At 58.3% G+C, this 17,181-nt stretch carries 17 protein-coding genes; all 17 read left to right on the top strand.

The window, feature by feature from the left end:
* Positions 1-375 precede the first annotated feature (375 nt).
* The 17 genes from mnmG (at position 376) to CAF90_RS11115 (ending at position 17,104) form a co-directional block, all read left to right on the top strand.
* On the top strand, positions 376-2,274 hold the full coding sequence (mnmG, locus tag CAF90_RS11195; RefSeq protein ID WP_085606312.1) for a tRNA uridine-5-carboxymethylaminomethyl(34) synthesis enzyme MnmG: 1,899 nt from the start codon (positions 376-378) through the stop codon (positions 2,272-2,274).
* A complete protein-coding gene (gene rsmG / locus CAF90_RS11190) occupies positions 2,271-2,915 on the top strand; it encodes a 16S rRNA (guanine(527)-N(7))-methyltransferase RsmG (RefSeq protein ID WP_007911906.1) in 645 nt (214 codons plus the stop codon). The genes mnmG and rsmG overlap by 4 nt, the downstream gene beginning before the upstream one ends.
* An 18-nt stretch (positions 2,916-2,933) precedes the next feature.
* The gene (locus CAF90_RS11185) at positions 2,934-3,731 is read left to right on the top strand and encodes a ParA family protein (protein WP_007954142.1); all 798 of its coding nucleotides are present in this window, start codon (positions 2,934-2,936) and stop codon (positions 3,729-3,731) included.
* 9 nt (positions 3,732-3,740) lie between these two features.
* On the top strand, positions 3,741-4,613 hold the full coding sequence (locus tag CAF90_RS11180) for a ParB/RepB/Spo0J family partition protein (protein ID WP_064600630.1): 873 nt from the start codon (positions 3,741-3,743) through the stop codon (positions 4,611-4,613).
* 148 nt (positions 4,614-4,761) lie between these two features.
* The gene (locus tag CAF90_RS11175) at positions 4,762-5,169 is read left to right on the top strand and encodes a F0F1 ATP synthase subunit I (RefSeq protein ID WP_003229783.1); all 408 of its coding nucleotides are present in this window, start codon (positions 4,762-4,764) and stop codon (positions 5,167-5,169) included.
* A gap of 16 nt (positions 5,170-5,185) precedes the next feature.
* Positions 5,186-6,055 (top strand): F0F1 ATP synthase subunit A, encoded by an 870-nt coding sequence (gene atpB / locus CAF90_RS11170; RefSeq protein ID WP_007954148.1) that lies wholly within the window; start codon positions 5,186-5,188, stop codon positions 6,053-6,055.
* 134 nt (positions 6,056-6,189) lie between these two features.
* Entirely contained in the window at positions 6,190-6,447 is a 258-nt protein-coding gene (gene atpE / locus CAF90_RS11165; protein ID WP_003097235.1) for a F0F1 ATP synthase subunit C, read from the top strand.
* Positions 6,448-6,505: 58 nt separating this feature from the next.
* Positions 6,506-6,976, top strand: a complete 471-nt coding sequence (locus CAF90_RS11160) for a F0F1 ATP synthase subunit B (protein WP_007954149.1) — start codon at positions 6,506-6,508, stop codon at positions 6,974-6,976.
* Between the two features lie 12 nt (positions 6,977-6,988).
* Positions 6,989-7,525 (top strand): F0F1 ATP synthase subunit delta, encoded by a 537-nt coding sequence (locus CAF90_RS11155; protein ID WP_007911956.1) that lies wholly within the window; start codon positions 6,989-6,991, stop codon positions 7,523-7,525.
* A gap of 21 nt (positions 7,526-7,546) precedes the next feature.
* The gene (gene atpA / locus CAF90_RS11150) at positions 7,547-9,091 is read left to right on the top strand and encodes a F0F1 ATP synthase subunit alpha (RefSeq protein ID WP_085606310.1); all 1,545 of its coding nucleotides are present in this window, start codon (positions 7,547-7,549) and stop codon (positions 9,089-9,091) included.
* A gap of 50 nt (positions 9,092-9,141) precedes the next feature.
* A complete protein-coding gene (gene atpG / locus CAF90_RS11145; RefSeq protein WP_007954161.1) occupies positions 9,142-10,002 on the top strand; it encodes a F0F1 ATP synthase subunit gamma in 861 nt (286 codons plus the stop codon).
* A gap of 27 nt (positions 10,003-10,029) precedes the next feature.
* Positions 10,030-11,406 carry a F0F1 ATP synthase subunit beta gene (atpD, locus tag CAF90_RS11140; protein WP_007954162.1) on the top strand — a complete coding sequence of 459 codons (1,377 nt, stop codon included), beginning with the start codon at positions 10,030-10,032 and terminating at the stop codon, positions 11,404-11,406.
* A gap of 45 nt (positions 11,407-11,451) precedes the next feature.
* Entirely contained in the window at positions 11,452-11,877 is a 426-nt protein-coding gene (locus tag CAF90_RS11135; RefSeq protein WP_007954164.1) for a F0F1 ATP synthase subunit epsilon, read from the top strand.
* Between the two features lie 118 nt (positions 11,878-11,995).
* Positions 11,996-13,363 carry a bifunctional UDP-N-acetylglucosamine diphosphorylase/glucosamine-1-phosphate N-acetyltransferase GlmU gene (gene glmU / locus CAF90_RS11130; RefSeq protein WP_007954165.1) on the top strand — a complete coding sequence of 456 codons (1,368 nt, stop codon included), beginning with the start codon at positions 11,996-11,998 and terminating at the stop codon, positions 13,361-13,363.
* 130 nt (positions 13,364-13,493) lie between these two features.
* A complete protein-coding gene (locus CAF90_RS11125) occupies positions 13,494-14,270 on the top strand; it encodes a DeoR/GlpR family DNA-binding transcription regulator (protein WP_007954166.1) in 777 nt (258 codons plus the stop codon).
* A 2-nt stretch (positions 14,271-14,272) separates the two neighbouring features.
* Positions 14,273-16,105 (top strand): glutamine--fructose-6-phosphate transaminase (isomerizing), encoded by a 1,833-nt coding sequence (gene glmS / locus CAF90_RS11120; protein ID WP_085606308.1) that lies wholly within the window; start codon positions 14,273-14,275, stop codon positions 16,103-16,105.
* Positions 16,106-16,177: 72 nt separating this feature from the next.
* Positions 16,178-17,104 carry a LysR family transcriptional regulator gene (locus CAF90_RS11115; protein WP_085606306.1) on the top strand — a complete coding sequence of 309 codons (927 nt, stop codon included), beginning with the start codon at positions 16,178-16,180 and terminating at the stop codon, positions 17,102-17,104.
* The last annotated feature ends 77 nt before the right edge of the window (positions 17,105-17,181 follow it).

Genomic DNA, 17,181 nt, shown 5'->3' with positions numbered 1-17,181 from the left:
TTGATAACAGGGCCTGAAAACTGAACATAACTGCCGCTGTGGATAACCACCTCATTCATCCACAGGCTTACACCGGTTATCCAAGGGCCTCATGGCGACATGGCCACAGGGTTTTGAATCTCTGTACACATTGAAAATAAAGGCCTGCAGAAATCTATCCACAGAAACCATGGGCAGTAAGAATAAGCTTTAAAACAAAGGTTTTATAAATTTCTCTCTTTTTTATTCTTTTAACCGCGAGTTCTCCACAGCTGGTTAAATTTTGTGCAAAGGGTTCTTTAGGAAGGGCGAAGTCCCTATACTTGCCGACCAGGTCCAGAAACCTGATCTCAAACTATTCCTGAATTACCTACTTAAGCAGGCACGAGGTGCGTGGTGGATTTCCCTTCCCGTTTTGAAGTGATCGTCATCGGCGGCGGTCATGCCGGTACCGAGGCAGCACTGGCCTCAGCACGCATGGGTGTAAAAACCCTTCTGCTGACGCACAACGTGGAAACCCTCGGTGCCATGAGTTGCAACCCGGCTATCGGTGGCATCGGCAAAAGCCATCTGGTCAAGGAAATCGACGCCCTCGGCGGCGCGATGGCCATGGCCACCGATCTGGGCGGTATCCAGTTTCGCGTGTTGAACAGCCGCAAAGGCCCGGCCGTACGGGCGACCCGTGCGCAAGCCGACCGGATTTTGTACAAAGCCGCTGTCCGCGAAATTCTGGAAAACCAGCCGAACCTGTGGATATTTCAACAAGCTGCTGACGACCTGATCGTCGAGCAGGAACAAGTACGTGGTGTCGTCACACAAATGGGTCTGCGTTTCTTCGCGGATTCCGTGGTGTTGACCACCGGTACGTTCCTCGGCGGACTTATCCACATCGGGTTGCAGAATTTTTCCGGCGGTCGTGCCGGTGACCCACCGTCGATCGCCCTGGCGCATCGTCTGCGTGAACTGCCGTTGCGTGTCGGTCGCCTGAAAACCGGTACGCCACCGCGTATCGACGGCAAGTCTGTGGATTTCTCGGTGATGACCGAGCAGCCAGGCGATACGCCGATCCCGGTGATGTCGTTCATGGGCAACAAGGAACAACATCCACGGCAAGTCAGTTGCTGGATTACTCATACCAACGCCCGCACCCACGAAATCATTGCCGCGAACCTCGACCGTTCGCCGATGTATTCCGCTGCTGGTGAAATCGAAGGCATCGGCCCGCGTTATTGCCCGTCGATCGAAGACAAGATCCACCGCTTTGCCGACAAGGAAAGCCATCAGGTGTTCATCGAGCCGGAAGGCCTGACCACCCATGAGCTGTATCCGAACGGGATATCCACAAGCCTGCCGTTCGATGTGCAGTTGCAGATCGTGCAATCGATCCGCGGCATGGAAAACGCGCACATCGTGCGTCCGGGTTATGCGATCGAGTACGACTACTTCGATCCGCGCGACCTGAAGTACAGCCTGGAAACCAAAGTCATCGGCGGTCTGTTCTTCGCTGGTCAGATTAACGGCACCACCGGTTACGAAGAAGCCGGCGCCCAGGGTTTGCTGGCTGGCGCGAACGCTGCACTGCGTGCGAAAGGCAAAGAAGCCTGGTGCCCGCGTCGCGATGAAGCGTACATCGGGGTATTGGTCGACGATCTGATCACCCTCGGTACTCAAGAGCCGTACCGCATGTTCACTTCCCGTGCCGAGTACCGCCTGATCCTGCGTGAGGACAACGCCGACCTGCGTCTGACCGAAAAAGGTCGCGAGCTGGGTCTGGTCGATGACGCGCGCTGGGCGGCGTTCTGCAAGAAACGCGAAAGCATCGAACTCGAAGAGCAGCGCCTGAAAAGCACCTGGGTTCGCCCGGGCACTCCGCAGGGCGATGCGATTGCCGAGAAATTCGGCACGCCGCTGACTCACGAATACAACCTGCTCAATCTCTTGAGCCGTCCGGAAATCGACTACGCTGGTCTGGTCGAAGTGACCGGGCAGGGCGCCGAAGATCCACAGGTCGCCGAACAGGTCGAGATCAAGACCAAATACGCCGGTTACATCGACCGTCAACAGGACGAAATCGCCCGTCTGCGTGCAAGCGAAGACACGAAACTGCCTGTGGATATCGATTACACCAACATTTCCGGTCTCTCCAAGGAGATCCAGAGCAAGCTTGGCGCGACTCGTCCCGAGACGCTGGGCCAGGCTTCGCGGATCCCGGGTGTGACCCCGGCAGCGATTTCGCTGTTGATGATTCATTTGAAAAAACGCGGCGCGGGCCGTCAGTTGGAGCAAAGCGCTTGAGTTCTAAGGTCACTTCGCAACACGCCGAAGAGTTATCCACAGGAGCCCGCGAGCTCGGTGTCAATCTCACTGAAACCCAGCACGAATTGCTGCTGGGTTATCTGGCCCTGTTGATCAAATGGAACCAGGCCTACAACCTGACCGCCGTTCGCGATCCGGACGAAATGGTTTCCCGTCACTTGCTCGATAGCCTCAGCGTGATGTCGTTCATCGAAAACGGCCGCTGGCTGGATGTCGGCAGCGGCGGCGGCATGCCGGGGATCCCTCTGGCGATCCTGTATCCGGACTCGCAAGTGACCTGTCTGGACAGCAACGGCAAGAAAACCCGCTTCCTGACCCAGGTCAAACTCGAACTCAAACTGGATAACCTGCAAGTTATCCACAGTCGCGTCGAAGCATTCCAGCCTGCACAGCCGTTCAACGGGATCATTTCCCGGGCGTTCAGCAGCATGGAGAACTTCACCAACTGGACTCGCCACCTCGGCGACGCCGATACGCGCTGGCTGGCAATGAAGGGCGTCCATCCGGCCGATGAGCTGGTAGCATTGCCGGCAGACTTCAAACTCGATAGCGAACACGCCCTGGCCGTACCCGGTTGCCAAGGCCAACGCCATCTGCTGATACTGCGCCGCACGGCATGATTGGGAACACAAGCAAGAATGGCTAAGGTATTCGCGATAGCGAACCAGAAGGGTGGTGTGGGCAAGACCACCACCTGCATCAACCTCGCAGCATCCCTGGTCGCGACCAAGCGCCGGGTGCTGTTGATCGATCTCGATCCACAGGGCAACGCCACCATGGGTAGCGGTGTGGATAAACATGGCCTGGAAAACTCGGTCTACGACCTGCTGATCGGCGAATGCGATCTGGCTCAGGCCATGCACTACTCTGAACACGGCGGTTATCAACTGTTGCCGGCCAACCGCGACCTGACGGCGGCCGAAGTGGTACTGCTGGAAATGCAGATGAAGGAAAGCCGTCTGCGCAGTGCGCTGGCGCCGATCCGTGAAAACTACGATTACATTCTGATCGACTGCCCGCCGTCGCTGTCGATGCTCACATTGAACGCACTGGTCGCCGCTGACGGGGTCATTATCCCCATGCAGTGCGAGTACTTTGCGCTCGAAGGTCTGAGCGACCTTGTGGATAACATCAAGCGCATCGCCGAGCTGTTGAACCCGAACCTGAAAGTTGAAGGTCTGCTGCGGACCATGTACGACCCGCGCCTGAGTCTGATGAACGACGTTTCGGCCCAGCTCAAGGAACACTTCGGCGATCAGCTGTACGACACGGTGATCCCGCGCAATATCCGTCTGGCTGAAGCCCCGAGCTACGGCATGCCGGCGCTCGCCTACGACAAGCAATCGCGTGGCGCGCTGGCTTATCTGGCCCTGGCCGGCGAGATGGTTCGCCGTCAGCGCAAAAATTCACGCATCGCCGCTGCCCAGCCAACTTAAGGAATCCCCATGGCCGTCAAGAAACGAGGTCTCGGACGAGGACTGGATGCGCTGCTGAGCGGTCCGACTGTCAGTTCGCTGGAAGAACAGGCAGCGCAGGCTGACAGCCGTGAGTTGCAGCACCTGCCGCTGGACCTCCTGCAGCGTGGCAAGTACCAGCCGCGCCGGGACATGGATCCGCAGGCGCTGGAAGAGCTGGCGCAGTCGATCAAGGCCCAGGGCGTGATGCAGCCGATCGTGGTTCGCCCGATTGGTGGTGGCCGTTTTGAAATCATCGCCGGCGAGCGCCGCTGGCGCGCCAGTCAGCAGGCCGGCCAGGAAACCATTCCTGCGATGGTCCGCGACGTGCCGGATGAAACCGCGATCGCCATTGCGCTGATCGAGAACATCCAGCGCGAAGATCTGAACCCGATCGAAGAAGCGGTGGCCCTGCAGCGCTTGCAGCAGGAATTCCAGCTCACCCAGCAACAGGTCGCCGAGGCTGTGGGTAAGTCCCGCGTCACCGTGGCCAACCTTTTGCGCCTGATTGCGCTGCCGGAAGTCATCAAGACCATGTTGTCCCACGGCGACCTGGAAATGGGTCATGCCCGTGCATTGCTCGGTCTGCCTGACAATCAGCAGGTGGAAGGGGCGCGACATGTTGTCGCACGCGGCCTCACCGTGCGCCAAACCGAGGCACTGGTTCGTCAGTGGTTGAGTGGCAAACCGGAGCCGGTCGAACCGTCCAAACCCGACCCGGATATCGCTCGTCTCGAGCAGCGTCTGGCCGAGCGCCTAGGCTCTGCGGTGCAGATCCGCCACGGCAAGAAGGGAAAGGGTCAGTTGGTGATCGGTTACAACTCCCTCGACGAGCTTCAAGGTGTGCTCGCACACATCCGCTGAAACAATTGCTCTTGTAGCGCGCAGTCGGAAATCACTACCTGACAGTTGAATAGGGGCAGAACCGCCCCTATACTCTGCGCGCATTTTGTCGGCACAAATTATGCCAAGTTATTGAATTTCGGCAGCCGACCATTGGAGAGCAATAGTGATGGAAACCCGCAAGCCAAACCGCCTGCCGTTCCATCGCCTGGCGGTTTTTCCGGTGTTAATGGCTCAATTTGTCATTTTGCTCATTGCCGCTTTGGCGCTCTGGCAATGGCACGGAGTCGTTGCCGGATACTCGGGACTTTGCGGAGGCCTGATAGCCTTGCTGCCCAATGTTTATTTCGCTCACAAGGCATTTCGGTTTTCCGGCGCCCGAGCAGCCCAGTCCATCGTCCGGTCTTTCTATGCCGGCGAGGCAGGCAAACTGATTTTGACGGCAGTGCTGTTTGCACTGGTGTTCGCAGGTGTGAAGCCACTGGCGCCGATCGCTGTATTCGGCGCCTTCGTGCTGACTCAGTCGGTCAGCTGGTTCGCTCCCCTGCTGATGAGAACAAGACTTTCGAGACCTTAGGGCGTTTGAGGCAACCATGGCAGAAACAACCGCTTCGGGCTATATCCAGCACCACTTGCAGAACCTGACCTTCGGTCAGCTACCCAACGGCGGCTGGGGCTTTGCCCACACCGCAGCAGAAGCCAAGGAAATGGGCTTCTGGGCTTTCCACGTCGATACTCTCGGCTGGTCGGTCGCGCTGGGTCTGATCTTCGTTCTTCTTTTCCGCATGGCGGCCAAGAAGGCGACTTCCGGTCAGCCGGGTGCACTGCAGAACTTCGTTGAAGTCCTGGTCGAATTCGTCGATGGCAGCGTGAAAGACAGCTTCCATGGCCGTAGCCCGGTGATTGCACCGCTGGCACTGACCATCTTCGTCTGGGTGTTCCTGATGAACGCCGTCGACCTGGTACCGGTCGACTGGATTCCTCAGCTGGCCATCCTGATCTCCGGCGACCACCACATCCCGTTCCGCGCCGTGTCGACTACCGACCCGAACGCGACCCTGGGCATGGCGTTCTCGGTTTTCGCACTGATCATTTTCTATAGCATCAAGGTCAAGGGCCTCGGCGGTTTCATCGGCGAGCTGACCCTGCACCCGTTCGGCAGCAAGAACATCTTCGTTCAGGCCCTGCTGATCCCGGTGAACTTCCTGCTGGAATTCGTGACCCTGATCGCCAAACCGATCTCTCTGGCTCTGCGTCTGTTCGGCAACATGTATGCCGGCGAGCTGGTGTTCATCCTGATCGCTGTGATGTTCGGCAGCGGCCTGCTCTGGCTCAGCGGCCTGGGTGTTGTCCTGCAGTGGGCGTGGGCTGTGTTCCACATCCTGATCATCACCCTGCAGGCGTTCATCTTCATGATGCTGACCATCGTCTACCTGTCGATGGCGCACGAAGAAAACCATTAAGACCAGTCTCGACTAGTCTGATGTCCTTCCCGGTCAAACGGGAAGGGGCTCCTCACGGGGCACCATGAAACGATTTGTTTTACCGCTTTAATCTAAAAAACCTAAACCATACGACGTAAAAGTCGGGAGGAAAGATGGAAACTGTAGTTGGTCTAACCGCTATCGCTGTTGCACTGTTGATCGGCCTGGGCGCACTGGGTACCGCAATTGGTTTCGGCCTGCTGGGCGGCAAGTTCCTGGAAGGCGCAGCGCGTCAGCCAGAAATGGTTCCAATGCTGCAAGTTAAAATGTTCATCGTTGCCGGTCTGCTCGACGCCGTAACCATGATCGGTGTTGGTATCGCTCTGTTCTTCACCTTTGCGAACCCGTTCGTTGGTCAAATCGCTGGCTAATCATTCGGATTTTCCGAGTGATTTGGTGTGATGGACAACGTAACTGCGAGGTGTTGGCGTGAACATTAATGCGACCCTGATTGGCCAGTCCGTTGCGTTCCTGATTTTTGTACTGTTCTGCATGAAGTTCGTATGGCCTCCGGTCATCGCAGCTCTGCACGAACGTCAAAAGAAGATCGCTGATGGTCTGGACGCTGCCAGCCGTGCAGCTCGCGACCTGGAGTTGGCCCAAGAGAAAGCGGGTCAGCAACTGCGCGAAGCGAAAGCTCAGGCAGCTGAAATCATCGAGCAAGCCAAGAAACGCGGTAACCAGATTGTCGAAGAGGCCGTTGAAAAGGCCCGTGTCGACGCTGACCGTGTGAAGGTTCAGGCTCAAGCCGAGATCGAACAGGAACTGAACAGTGTCAAAGACAAGCTGCGCGCCCAAGTGGGCTTGCTGGCTGTCGGCGGCGCCGAGAAGATCCTGGGTGCCACAATCGATCAAAACGCGCACGCAGAGCTGGTTAACCAACTGGCTGCTGAAATCTAAGCGAGGGCGATCATGGCAGAACTGACCACGTTGGCCCGACCTTACGCTAAGGCGGCCTTCGAGCACGCTCAGGCCCACCAGCAACTGGCCAATTGGTCAGCCATGCTCGGCCTGGCTGCAGCGGTGTCACAAGATGACACCATGCAGCGCGTGCTCAAGGCCCCGCGACTGACGAGCGCAGAAAAGGCCGCCACGTTCATTGACGTGTGCGGCGACAAGTTTGATGCCAAGGCACAGAACTTCATCAATGTCGTTGCCGAAAACGACCGTCTCCCGCTTCTGCCGGAGATCGCCGCTCTTTTCGACCTGTACAAGGCCGAACAAGAGAAATCGGTAGACGTTGAAGTGACCAGTGCTTTTGCATTGAACCAAGAACAGCAAGACAAACTCGCCAAGGTTCTCAGTGCACGACTCAACCGGGAAGTGCGCCTGCAAGTTGCGGAGGATGCTGCCCTTATAGGTGGTGTCGTTATCCGCGCCGGCGACCTGGTTATCGATGGCTCGATTCGCGGCAAAATCGCGAAACTTGCCGAAGCATTGAAATCTTGAGTTTGAAGGGGCAGCAGAGCAATGCAGCAACTCAATCCTTCCGAAATAAGTGAAATTATCAAGGGCCGCATCGAAAAGCTCGATGTGACCTCCCAAGCCCGTAACGAAGGCACTGTCGTCAGCGTATCTGACGGTATCGTGCGGATTCACGGTCTGGCCGACGTCATGTACGGCGAGATGATCGAGTTTCCGGGCGGCGTCTACGGTATGGCCCTCAACCTGGAGCAAGACTCCGTAGGTGCCGTTGTACTGGGCGCATACACGACTCTGGCTGAAGGCATGAGCGCCAAGTGCACCGGCCGCATCCTCGAAGTTCCGGTTGGTAAGGAACTGCTGGGTCGCGTTGTCGACGCACTGGGTAACCCTGTTGACGGCAAAGGTCCACTGGGCAACACCGAGACCGACGCGGTCGAGAAAGTTGCTCCGGGCGTGATCTGGCGTAAGTCGGTAGACCAGCCTGTACAGACTGGCTACAAGGCTGTCGATGCCATGATCCCTGTCGGCCGTGGCCAGCGTGAGCTGATCATCGGTGACCGTCAGATCGGTAAAACCGCTCTGGCGATCGACGCGATCATCAACCAGAAAGACAGCGGCATTTTCTGCGTCTACGTGGCAATCGGTCAGAAGCAATCGACCATCGCCAACGTGGTTCGCAAGCTGGAAGAAAACGGTGCACTGGCTAACACCATCATCGTTGCAGCGAGCGCTTCGGAATCTGCAGCTCTGCAATTCCTGGCTCCGTACTCCGGTTGCACCATGGGTGAATTCTTCCGCGACCGCGGTGAAGACGCGCTGATCGTTTATGACGATCTGTCCAAGCAAGCAGTGGCTTACCGCCAGATTTCCCTGCTGCTGCGCCGTCCACCAGGCCGTGAAGCTTACCCAGGCGACGTGTTCTATCTCCACTCCCGTCTGCTGGAGCGCGCATCCCGCGTTTCGGAAGAGTACGTAGAGAAGTTCACCAACGGCGCAGTGACCGGCAAAACCGGTTCCCTGACCGCACTGCCGATCATCGAAACCCAGGCTGGCGACGTTTCCGCGTTCGTTCCGACCAACGTGATTTCCATCACCGACGGTCAGATCTTCCTGGAATCGGCCATGTTCAACTCGGGCATCCGCCCTGCAGTGAACGCCGGTGTTTCGGTATCCCGTGTGGGTGGTGCCGCTCAGACCAAGATCATCAAGAAGCTGTCCGGTGGTATCCGTACCGCTCTGGCTCAGTACCGTGAACTGGCGGCATTCGCCCAGTTCGCTTCTGACCTGGACGAAGCGACCCGCAAGCAACTTGAGCATGGTCAGCGCGTTACCGAGCTGATGAAGCAGAAGCAATACGCACCGATGTCGATCGCTGACATGGCGCTGTCGCTGTATGCCGCTGAGCGTGGGTTCCTGACTGACATTGAAATCGCCAAGATCGGCAGCTTCGAACAAGCGCTGATTGCTTTCTTCAACCGCGATCACGCCGACTTGATGGCGAAGATCAACGTTAAAGGTGACTTCAATGACGAAATCGACGCTGGCCTGAAGGCTGGTATCGAGAAGTTCAAGGCCACCCAAACCTGGTAAGCCGCAGCGGGAGCCGCAAGGCTCCCGCTTGCTAACCTGATAGGTGTTACATGGCAGGCGCAAAAGAGATTCGCAGTAAGATTGCGAGCATCAAAAGCACGCAAAAAATTACCAGCGCCATGGAAAAAGTGGCGGTCAGCAAAATGCGCAAGGCACAAATGCGCATGGCTGCTAGCCGTCCTTATGCGGAGCGTATCCGCCAGGTAATTGGGCATCTGGCCAACGCCAACCCGGAATACCGCCACCCGTTCATGATCGATCGCGAAGTAAAGCGCGTCGGTTATGTCGTGGTGAGCAGTGACCGTGGTCTGTGCGGCGGCTTGAACACCAACCTGTTCAAGGCCCTGGTCAAGGACATGGCGGTAAACCGCGAAAACGGCGTCGAGATCGATCTGTGTGTCGTTGGTAGCAAGGGTGCGGCCTTTTTCCGCAACTTCGGCGGTAACGTCGTTGCAGCTATCAGCCACCTGGGTGAAGAGCCGTCGATCAATGATCTGATCGGCAGCGTCAAGGTGATGCTGGATGCCTACCTGGACGGCCGTATTGACCGCCTGTCCGTGGTATCCAACAAGTTCATCAACACCATGACGCAACAGCCTACCGTGGAGCAGTTGATTCCATTGGTGGCGACCCCGGATCAAGAACTCAAGCACCACTGGGACTACCTCTACGAACCAGACGCCAAAGAGCTGCTTGACGGCTTGATGGTGCGTTACGTGGAGTCGCAGGTGTACCAGGCGGTGGTCGAGAACAACGCGGCTGAGCAGGCTGCGCGGATGATCGCGATGAAGAACGCTACCGACAACGCCGGTGATTTGATCAGCGATTTGCAGCTGATCTACAACAAGGCGCGTCAGGCTGCGATCACCCAAGAGATCTCGGAAATCGTCGGCGGCGCTGCCGCGGTTTAACGGTTCAAATATTCAGAGGATCCAGCTATGAGTAGCGGACGTATCGTTCAAATCATCGGCGCCGTTATCGACGTGGAATTTCCACGCGACAGCGTACCGAGCATCTACGACGCCTTGAAGGTTCAAGGCGCCGAAACCACTCTGGAAGTTCAGCAGCAGCTGGGCGACGGCGTGGTTCGTACCATTGCGATGGGCTCCACCGAAGGCTTGAAGCGCGGTCTGGACGTCAACAACACTGGCGCAGCCATCTCCGTACCGGTCGGTAAAGCGACTCTGGGCCGGATCATGGACGTACTGGGCAACCCGATCGACGAAGCTGGCCCGATCGGCGAAGAAGAGCGCTGGGGTATCCACCGCGCCGCTCCTTCCTTCGCTGAACAAGCCGGTGGCAACGAGCTGCTGGAAACAGGCATCAAGGTTATCGACCTGGTTTGCCCGTTCGCCAAGGGCGGTAAAGTCGGTCTGTTCGGTGGTGCCGGTGTAGGCAAGACCGTAAACATGATGGAACTGATCCGTAACATCGCCATCGAGCACAGCGGTTATTCCGTGTTCGCCGGTGTGGGTGAGCGTACTCGTGAGGGTAACGACTTCTACCACGAGATGAAGGACTCCAACGTTCTCGACAAGGTAGCCCTGGTCTACGGTCAGATGAACGAGCCACCGGGAAACCGTCTGCGCGTAGCGCTGACCGGTCTGACCATGGCCGAGAAGTTCCGTGACGAAGGTAACGACGTTCTGCTGTTCGTCGACAACATCTATCGTTACACCCTGGCCGGTACCGAAGTATCCGCACTGCTGGGCCGTATGCCTTCGGCAGTAGGTTACCAGCCGACCCTGGCTGAAGAGATGGGCGTGCTGCAAGAGCGCATCACTTCGACCAAGCAAGGTTCGATTACTTCGATCCAGGCCGTATACGTACCAGCGGACGACTTGACTGACCCGTCGCCAGCGACCACGTTTGCTCACCTGGACGCCACCGTCGTTCTGTCCCGTGACATCGCTTCCCTGGGTATCTACCCGGCGGTAGACCCACTGGACTCGACTTCGCGTCAGCTGGACCCGAACGTGATCGGCAACGATCACTACGAGACCGCTCGTGGTGTTCAGTACGTGCTGCAGCGTTACAAAGAGCTGAAGGACATCATCGCGATCCTGGGTATGGACGAGCTGTCGGAAGCCGACAAGCAGTTGGTAAACCGTGCTCGTAAGATCCAGCGCTTCTTGTCGCAGCCGTTCTTCGTGGCTGAAGTCTTCACCGGTGCTTCGGGTAAATACGTTTCCCTGAAAGACACCATTGCTGGCTTCAAAGGCATCCTCAACGGTGACTACGACCACCTGCCAGAACAAGCGTTCTACATGGTCGGCGGCATCGAAGAAGCGATCGAGAAAGCCAAGAAACTGTAATCCAGGCGCCCGGCAACGGGCGCTAATTTAGGTTGAGGCAATCAGATGGCTATGACAGTCCATTGCGACATCGTCAGCGCGGAAGGAGAAATCTTTTCCGGCCTGGTCGAGATGGTGATTGCGCACGGTGCTCTGGGTGATCTTGGTATCGCTCTGGGCCACGCGCCGCTGATCACTAATCTGAAGCCAGGTCCGATCCGCCTGATCAAGCAAGGCGGGGAAGCCGAGGTGTTCTACATCTCCGGTGGTTTCCTCGAGGTTCAGCCGAACATGGTCAAGGTGCTTGCCGATACCGTGCAACGTGCCGCCGACCTGGATGAAGCTCAGGCTCAAGCAGCTCTCAAGGCTGCCGAAGCTGCTCTGCACGAGAAGAGCGCAGATTTCGACTACGGAGCTGCGTCCGCACGTCTGGCCGAGGCTGCAGCTCAGCTGCGCACCGTCCAGCAGATCCGCAAGAAGTTTGGCGGTTAATCCGTCAGCCACTTGTTGTGCGATTGATAAAAAAGGGTAGCCTCGGCTACCCTTTTTTCTTTTCAGAATTCCCGAAACCCGGTCGCAGTTGCTGACCACCCAGGATTGGTAGCCAGTCATGTCTCTTGAAATCGTTATCCTCGCGGCCGGTCAAGGCACCCGCATGCGTTCCGCGCTGCCAAAAGTGCTGCACCCGATTGCCGGCGACTCCATGCTCGGCCATGTTATCCACAGTGCCCGCCAACTTGATCCCCAGCGCATTCACGTCGTCATCGGCCATGGTGCCGATGTCGTGCGCGAACGTCTGGCCGCCGATGATCTCAATTTCGTATTGCAAGACAAGCAGTTGGGCACCGGTCATGCGACTGCCCAGGCTGTGCCGTTCATCACGGCCGATACCGTTCTGATTCTCTACGGTGACGTGCCGCTGATCGAAGTCGAGACCCTGCAGCGTCTGCTCAAGCACGTCGTGCCCGGCCAAATGGGATTGCTCACCGTCGAACTGGACGACCCGACCGGCTACGGCCGCATCGTGCGTGACGCCAGCGGCAAGGTCGCCGCAATCGTCGAGCACAAGGACGCCAGCGAAGCGCAACGTGCGATCACCGAGGGCAATACCGGCATTCTCGCCGTGCCTGCCAGCCATCTGGCTGACTGGATGAGTCGTCTGTCGAACAATAACGCCCAGGGTGAGTATTACCTGACCGACGTGATTGAAATGGCGGTCGGTGATGGCCTGGTAGTTGCGACCGAACAACCCCATGATCCGATGGAAGTGCAGGGCGCCAACGATCGCAAGCAACTGTCCGAACTGGAGCGCCACTATCAGTTGCGCGCTGGCCGTCGCTTGATGGCTCAGGGTGTGACTCTGCGCGATCCGGCCCGGTTTGATGTACGTGGCGAAGTGACCGTGGGTCGCGACGTGCTGATCGACATCAACGTAATTCTCGAAGGCAAAGTCGTCATCGAAGACGATGTAGTGATCGGCCCGAACTGCGTGATCAAGGACAGCACCCTGCGCAAAGGCGTGGTGGTCAAGGCCAACAGCCACATCGAAGGTGCGGTGTTGGGTGAAGGCAGCGATGCCGGCCCGTTTGCCCGTCTGCGTCCGGGCACTGTGCTGGAGGCCCGCGCCCATGTGGGTAACTTTGTCGAACTGAAAAACGCGCGCATGGGCGAGGGCGCCAAGGCTGGACACCTGACTTACCTGGGCGACGCCGAGATCGGTGCCCGCACCAACATCGGCGCCGGCACCATCACCTGCAACTACGACGGCGCCAACAAGTGGAAAACCGTGTTGGGTGAGGACGTGTTCATCGGCTCCAACAACTCGCTGGTGGCGCCTGTGGATATCTCCGCCGGTGCAACCACTGCAGCCGGGTCGACCATTACCCAGAATGTGGATAACGCCCAGTTGGCCGTTGGCCGGGCGCGGCAGAAGAACATCGATGGCTGGAAGCGGCCGGAGAAGATCAAGAAGAGCTGAGTTATCCACAGTGCTCGAAGTATGAAAGAGACCGCCGCCGGCGGTCTTTTTTATTGGGCACAGCTTGACGATTTGCAGCTGATAGGTTTTGATTGCTTCCGTTATCTTTCGAATCGAAACTTAATCAGCCATGTCGAAACGCAACACACCTCAGCGCCGTCACAATATTCTGGCTTTGCTCAATGAGCAGGGCGAAGTGAGTGTGGATGAACTGGCCAAGCGCTTCGAAACTTCGGAAGTTACGATTCGCAAGGATCTCGCTGCTCTGGAAAGTCATGGCTTGCTGCTGCGTCGCTACGGCGGAGCCATCACCATGCCGCATGAGCTGGTGGCAGACACCAGCCTCAACGTTTCCAAATACAAACAGGCGATCGCCCGCGCTGCCGTCTCACGCATCCGCGAGCATGCCCGCATCATCATCGACAGCGGCAGCACCACCGCCGCCATGATCCCCGAGCTTGGCCAGCAGCCGGGACTGGTGGTGATGACCAACTCCCTGCACGTGGCCAACGCCCTGAGCGAACTCGAACACGAGCCTGTGCTGCTGATGACTGGCGGCACCTGGGATCCGCATTCGGAATCCTTTCAGGGCCAGGTCGCCGAGCAGGTACTACGCTCTTACGACTTCGACCAGTTGTTTATCGGTGCCGATGGCATCGACCTGGTGCGTGGTACCACCACATTCAATGAATTGCTCGGCCTGAGCCGGGTGATGGCGGAAGTGGCGCGGGAAGTGATCGTCATGGTCGAGGCCGACAAGATCGGCCGCAAGATTCCCAACCTGGAGCTGCCATGGAGCAGCGTCCATACCCTAATTACCGATGATCGCCTGCCCCTTGAGGCACGCGCTCAGATTCAGGCTCGCGGTATCAACTTGATTTGCGCGACTGTCAGTCAGGAGAAATAAGCATGTGTGGAATTGTCGGCGCGGTAGCTGAACGTAACATCACCGCCATTCTGGTCGAAGGCCTCAAGCGCCTGGAATACCGGGGTTATGACAGTGCCGGTGTGGCGGTGTACACCAATGACGGCACGCTGGAACGCACCCGTCGTGTCGGCAAGGTCAGCGAACTCGACGCGGCGCTCGCCGAACATCCGCTGGTCGGCCGTCTCGGCATTGCCCACACCCGCTGGGCCACGCACGGTGCGCCGAGTGAACGCAATGCCCACCCGCATTTCTCCGGTGACGTTGCCGTCGTGCACAACGGCATCATCGAAAACCATGAGGCGCTGCGTGAACAACTCAAGGCGCTGGGCTACGTGTTCAGTTCCGATACCGACACTGAAGTCATCGCCCACCTGTTGACTGAAAAACTCAAGGCGTTGCCTGACCTGACCGACGCTCTGAAGGCAGCGGTCAAGGAACTGCATGGCGCCTACGGTCTGGCGGTTATCCACGCGCAGCAGCCGGATCGCCTGGTTGCTGCTCGCAGCGGCAGCCCGCTGGTGATCGGTCTGGGCCTGGGCGAAAACTTCCTCGCTTCCGACCAACTGGCCCTGCGTCAGGTCACCGACCGTTTCATGTACCTGGAAGAGGGCGATATCGCCGAAATCCAGCGTGACAAGGTGCAGATCTGGGACGTGAGCGGCAAAGCCGTCGAGCGCCAGACCGTCCAGTACACCGATGGCGCCGAAGCTGCCGACAAAGGCGAGTTCCGTCACTACATGCTCAAGGAAATCCACGAGCAGCCGTCCGTGGTGCAGCGCACCCTGGAAGGTCGATTGAGTTCGGATCAGGTGCTGGTGCAGGCGTTTGGCCCGCAAGCGGCCGAACTGTTCGCCAAAGTGCGCAACGTGCAGATCGTGGCGTGTGGCACCAGCTACCATGCCGGCATGGTTGCCCGTTACTGGCTCGAAGAGCTGGCCGGCATTCCTTGCCAGGTCGAAGTCGCCAGCGAGTTCCGCTACCGCAAGGTGGTGGTGCAGCCGGACACCCTGTTCGTGACCATCTCCCAGTCCGGTGAAACCGCCGACACCCTGGCCGCCCTGCGCAACGCCAAGGAGTTGGGTTTCCTGGGAAGCCTGGCGATCTGCAACGTCGGCATCAGTTCGCTGGTACGCGAATCCGACCTGACTCTGCTGACCCAGGCCGGTCGTGAAATCGGCGTGGCTTCGACCAAAGCTTTCACTACGCAACTGGTCGGTCTGCTGCTACTGACTCTGTCCCTGGGCCAGGTACGCGGCACTCTGGCCGATGGCGTCGAAGCCACGCTGGTCGAAGAACTGCGTCGTCTGCCAACCCGTCTGGGCGAAGCGCTGGCCATGGACAGCACAGTCGAAAAAATCGCAGAGCTGTTCGCCGAGAAGAACCACACGCTGTTCCTGGGCCGTGGCGCGCAATTCCCGGTGGCGATGGAAGGGGCGTTGAAGCTCAAGGAAATCTCGTACATCCACGCCGAAGCCTACCCGGCTGGCGAACTGAAACACGGCCCGCTTGCGCTTGTGGATAACGACATGCCGGTCGTGACCGTGGCTCCGAACAACGAACTGCTGGAGAAGCTCAAGTCCAACCTGCAGGAAGTCCGTGCACGTGGCGGCGAGTTGATCGTATTCGCTGACGAGAAGGCCGGTATGACCAACGGCGAAGGTACCCACGTGGTGCAGATGCCGCACATCCACGACATCCTGTCGCCGATCCTCTACACCATTCCGCTGCAACTGCTGTCGTACTACGTTGCTGTGCTCAAGGGCACTGACGTGGATCAGCCGCGCAACCTGGCGAAGTCGGTGACGGTGGAATAAGTTATCCACTGTTGATCACCCCCATAAAATCGCAGCTTCAGCTGCGATTTTTTTATCCGGATCGAGGGCACCATGGATCGCTTCCAGGAAATGCAGGTTTTCGCCATCGTTGCCCAAGAGCAGGGCTTCTCCGCTGCCGCGCGGCGCCTGGGTTTGTCGGCGGCCAGTGTGACCCGGGCGGTGGCGGCGCTGGAGCAGCGGATCGGTACGCAGTTGTTGATCCGTACCACCCGCAGCGTGCATTTGAGCGAAGCGGGTCTGCGTTATCTGGAAGACTGTCGGAGAATTCTCGCCGAGGTGCAGGAAGCGGAGGATTCCGCTGCCGGCAGTCATACCCAGCCCCGTGGGCAGTTGACGGTGACGGCGCCGGTTTTATTCGGAGAACAGTTTGTCACGCCGGTGATGGCGCGTTATCTGACGCAATACCCGGACGTTTCCATCAATGCCCTGTTGCTCGACCGGGTGGTGAACATGGTCGAGGAGGGCGTCGATGTCGCGGTGCGTATCGGCGAGTTGCCGGACAGCAATCAGCGTGCGATCCGGGTCGGTGAGGTGCGGCGGGTGATTTGCGGCTCGCCGGAATTCTTTGCGGTCCATGGCCGGCCGACTCATCCACAGGCCCTGGCCGGGGCGCCGGTGGTGGCGACATCGGCGATCGGCCAGCAGCGCAGCTGGCCATTCATGGAACACGGTGAACTGATTGGCGTAAAACCGGAGCCGCGTCTGGTGGTCACGGCCAATCAGGCTGCGATCACGGCGGCGTCATTGGGTCTGGGGCTGACCCGGGTGCTGTCTTATCAGGTGGCCAGCAAGGTCGCTTGCGGCGAACTGGAAATCGTCCTCGCCGAGTTCGAACTGCCTGCACTGCCGATCCACGTGGTGTATCAGGGCGGGCGCAAGGCGCCGGCGCGGGTCCGCAGTTTTGTCGACTTCATGGTGAACGCATTGCGTGAACATCCATCGCTGAAAAATGCGGCTTTATTTCATCCAAAGAAATAATGGATTGCGTTTGCTGGTGATTCTGTTGTTTTCGCGATAGGGGGAAGATGGCTGCCACGGCCGCCGTCCATCCAGAA

The sequence above is a fragment of the Pseudomonas sp. B37(2017) genome (assembly GCF_002112885.1).
Classification (GTDB): domain Bacteria; phylum Pseudomonadota; class Gammaproteobacteria; order Pseudomonadales; family Pseudomonadaceae; genus Aquipseudomonas; species Aquipseudomonas paraglycinae.
This window is presented reverse-complemented; position numbering and strand designations above follow the sequence as displayed.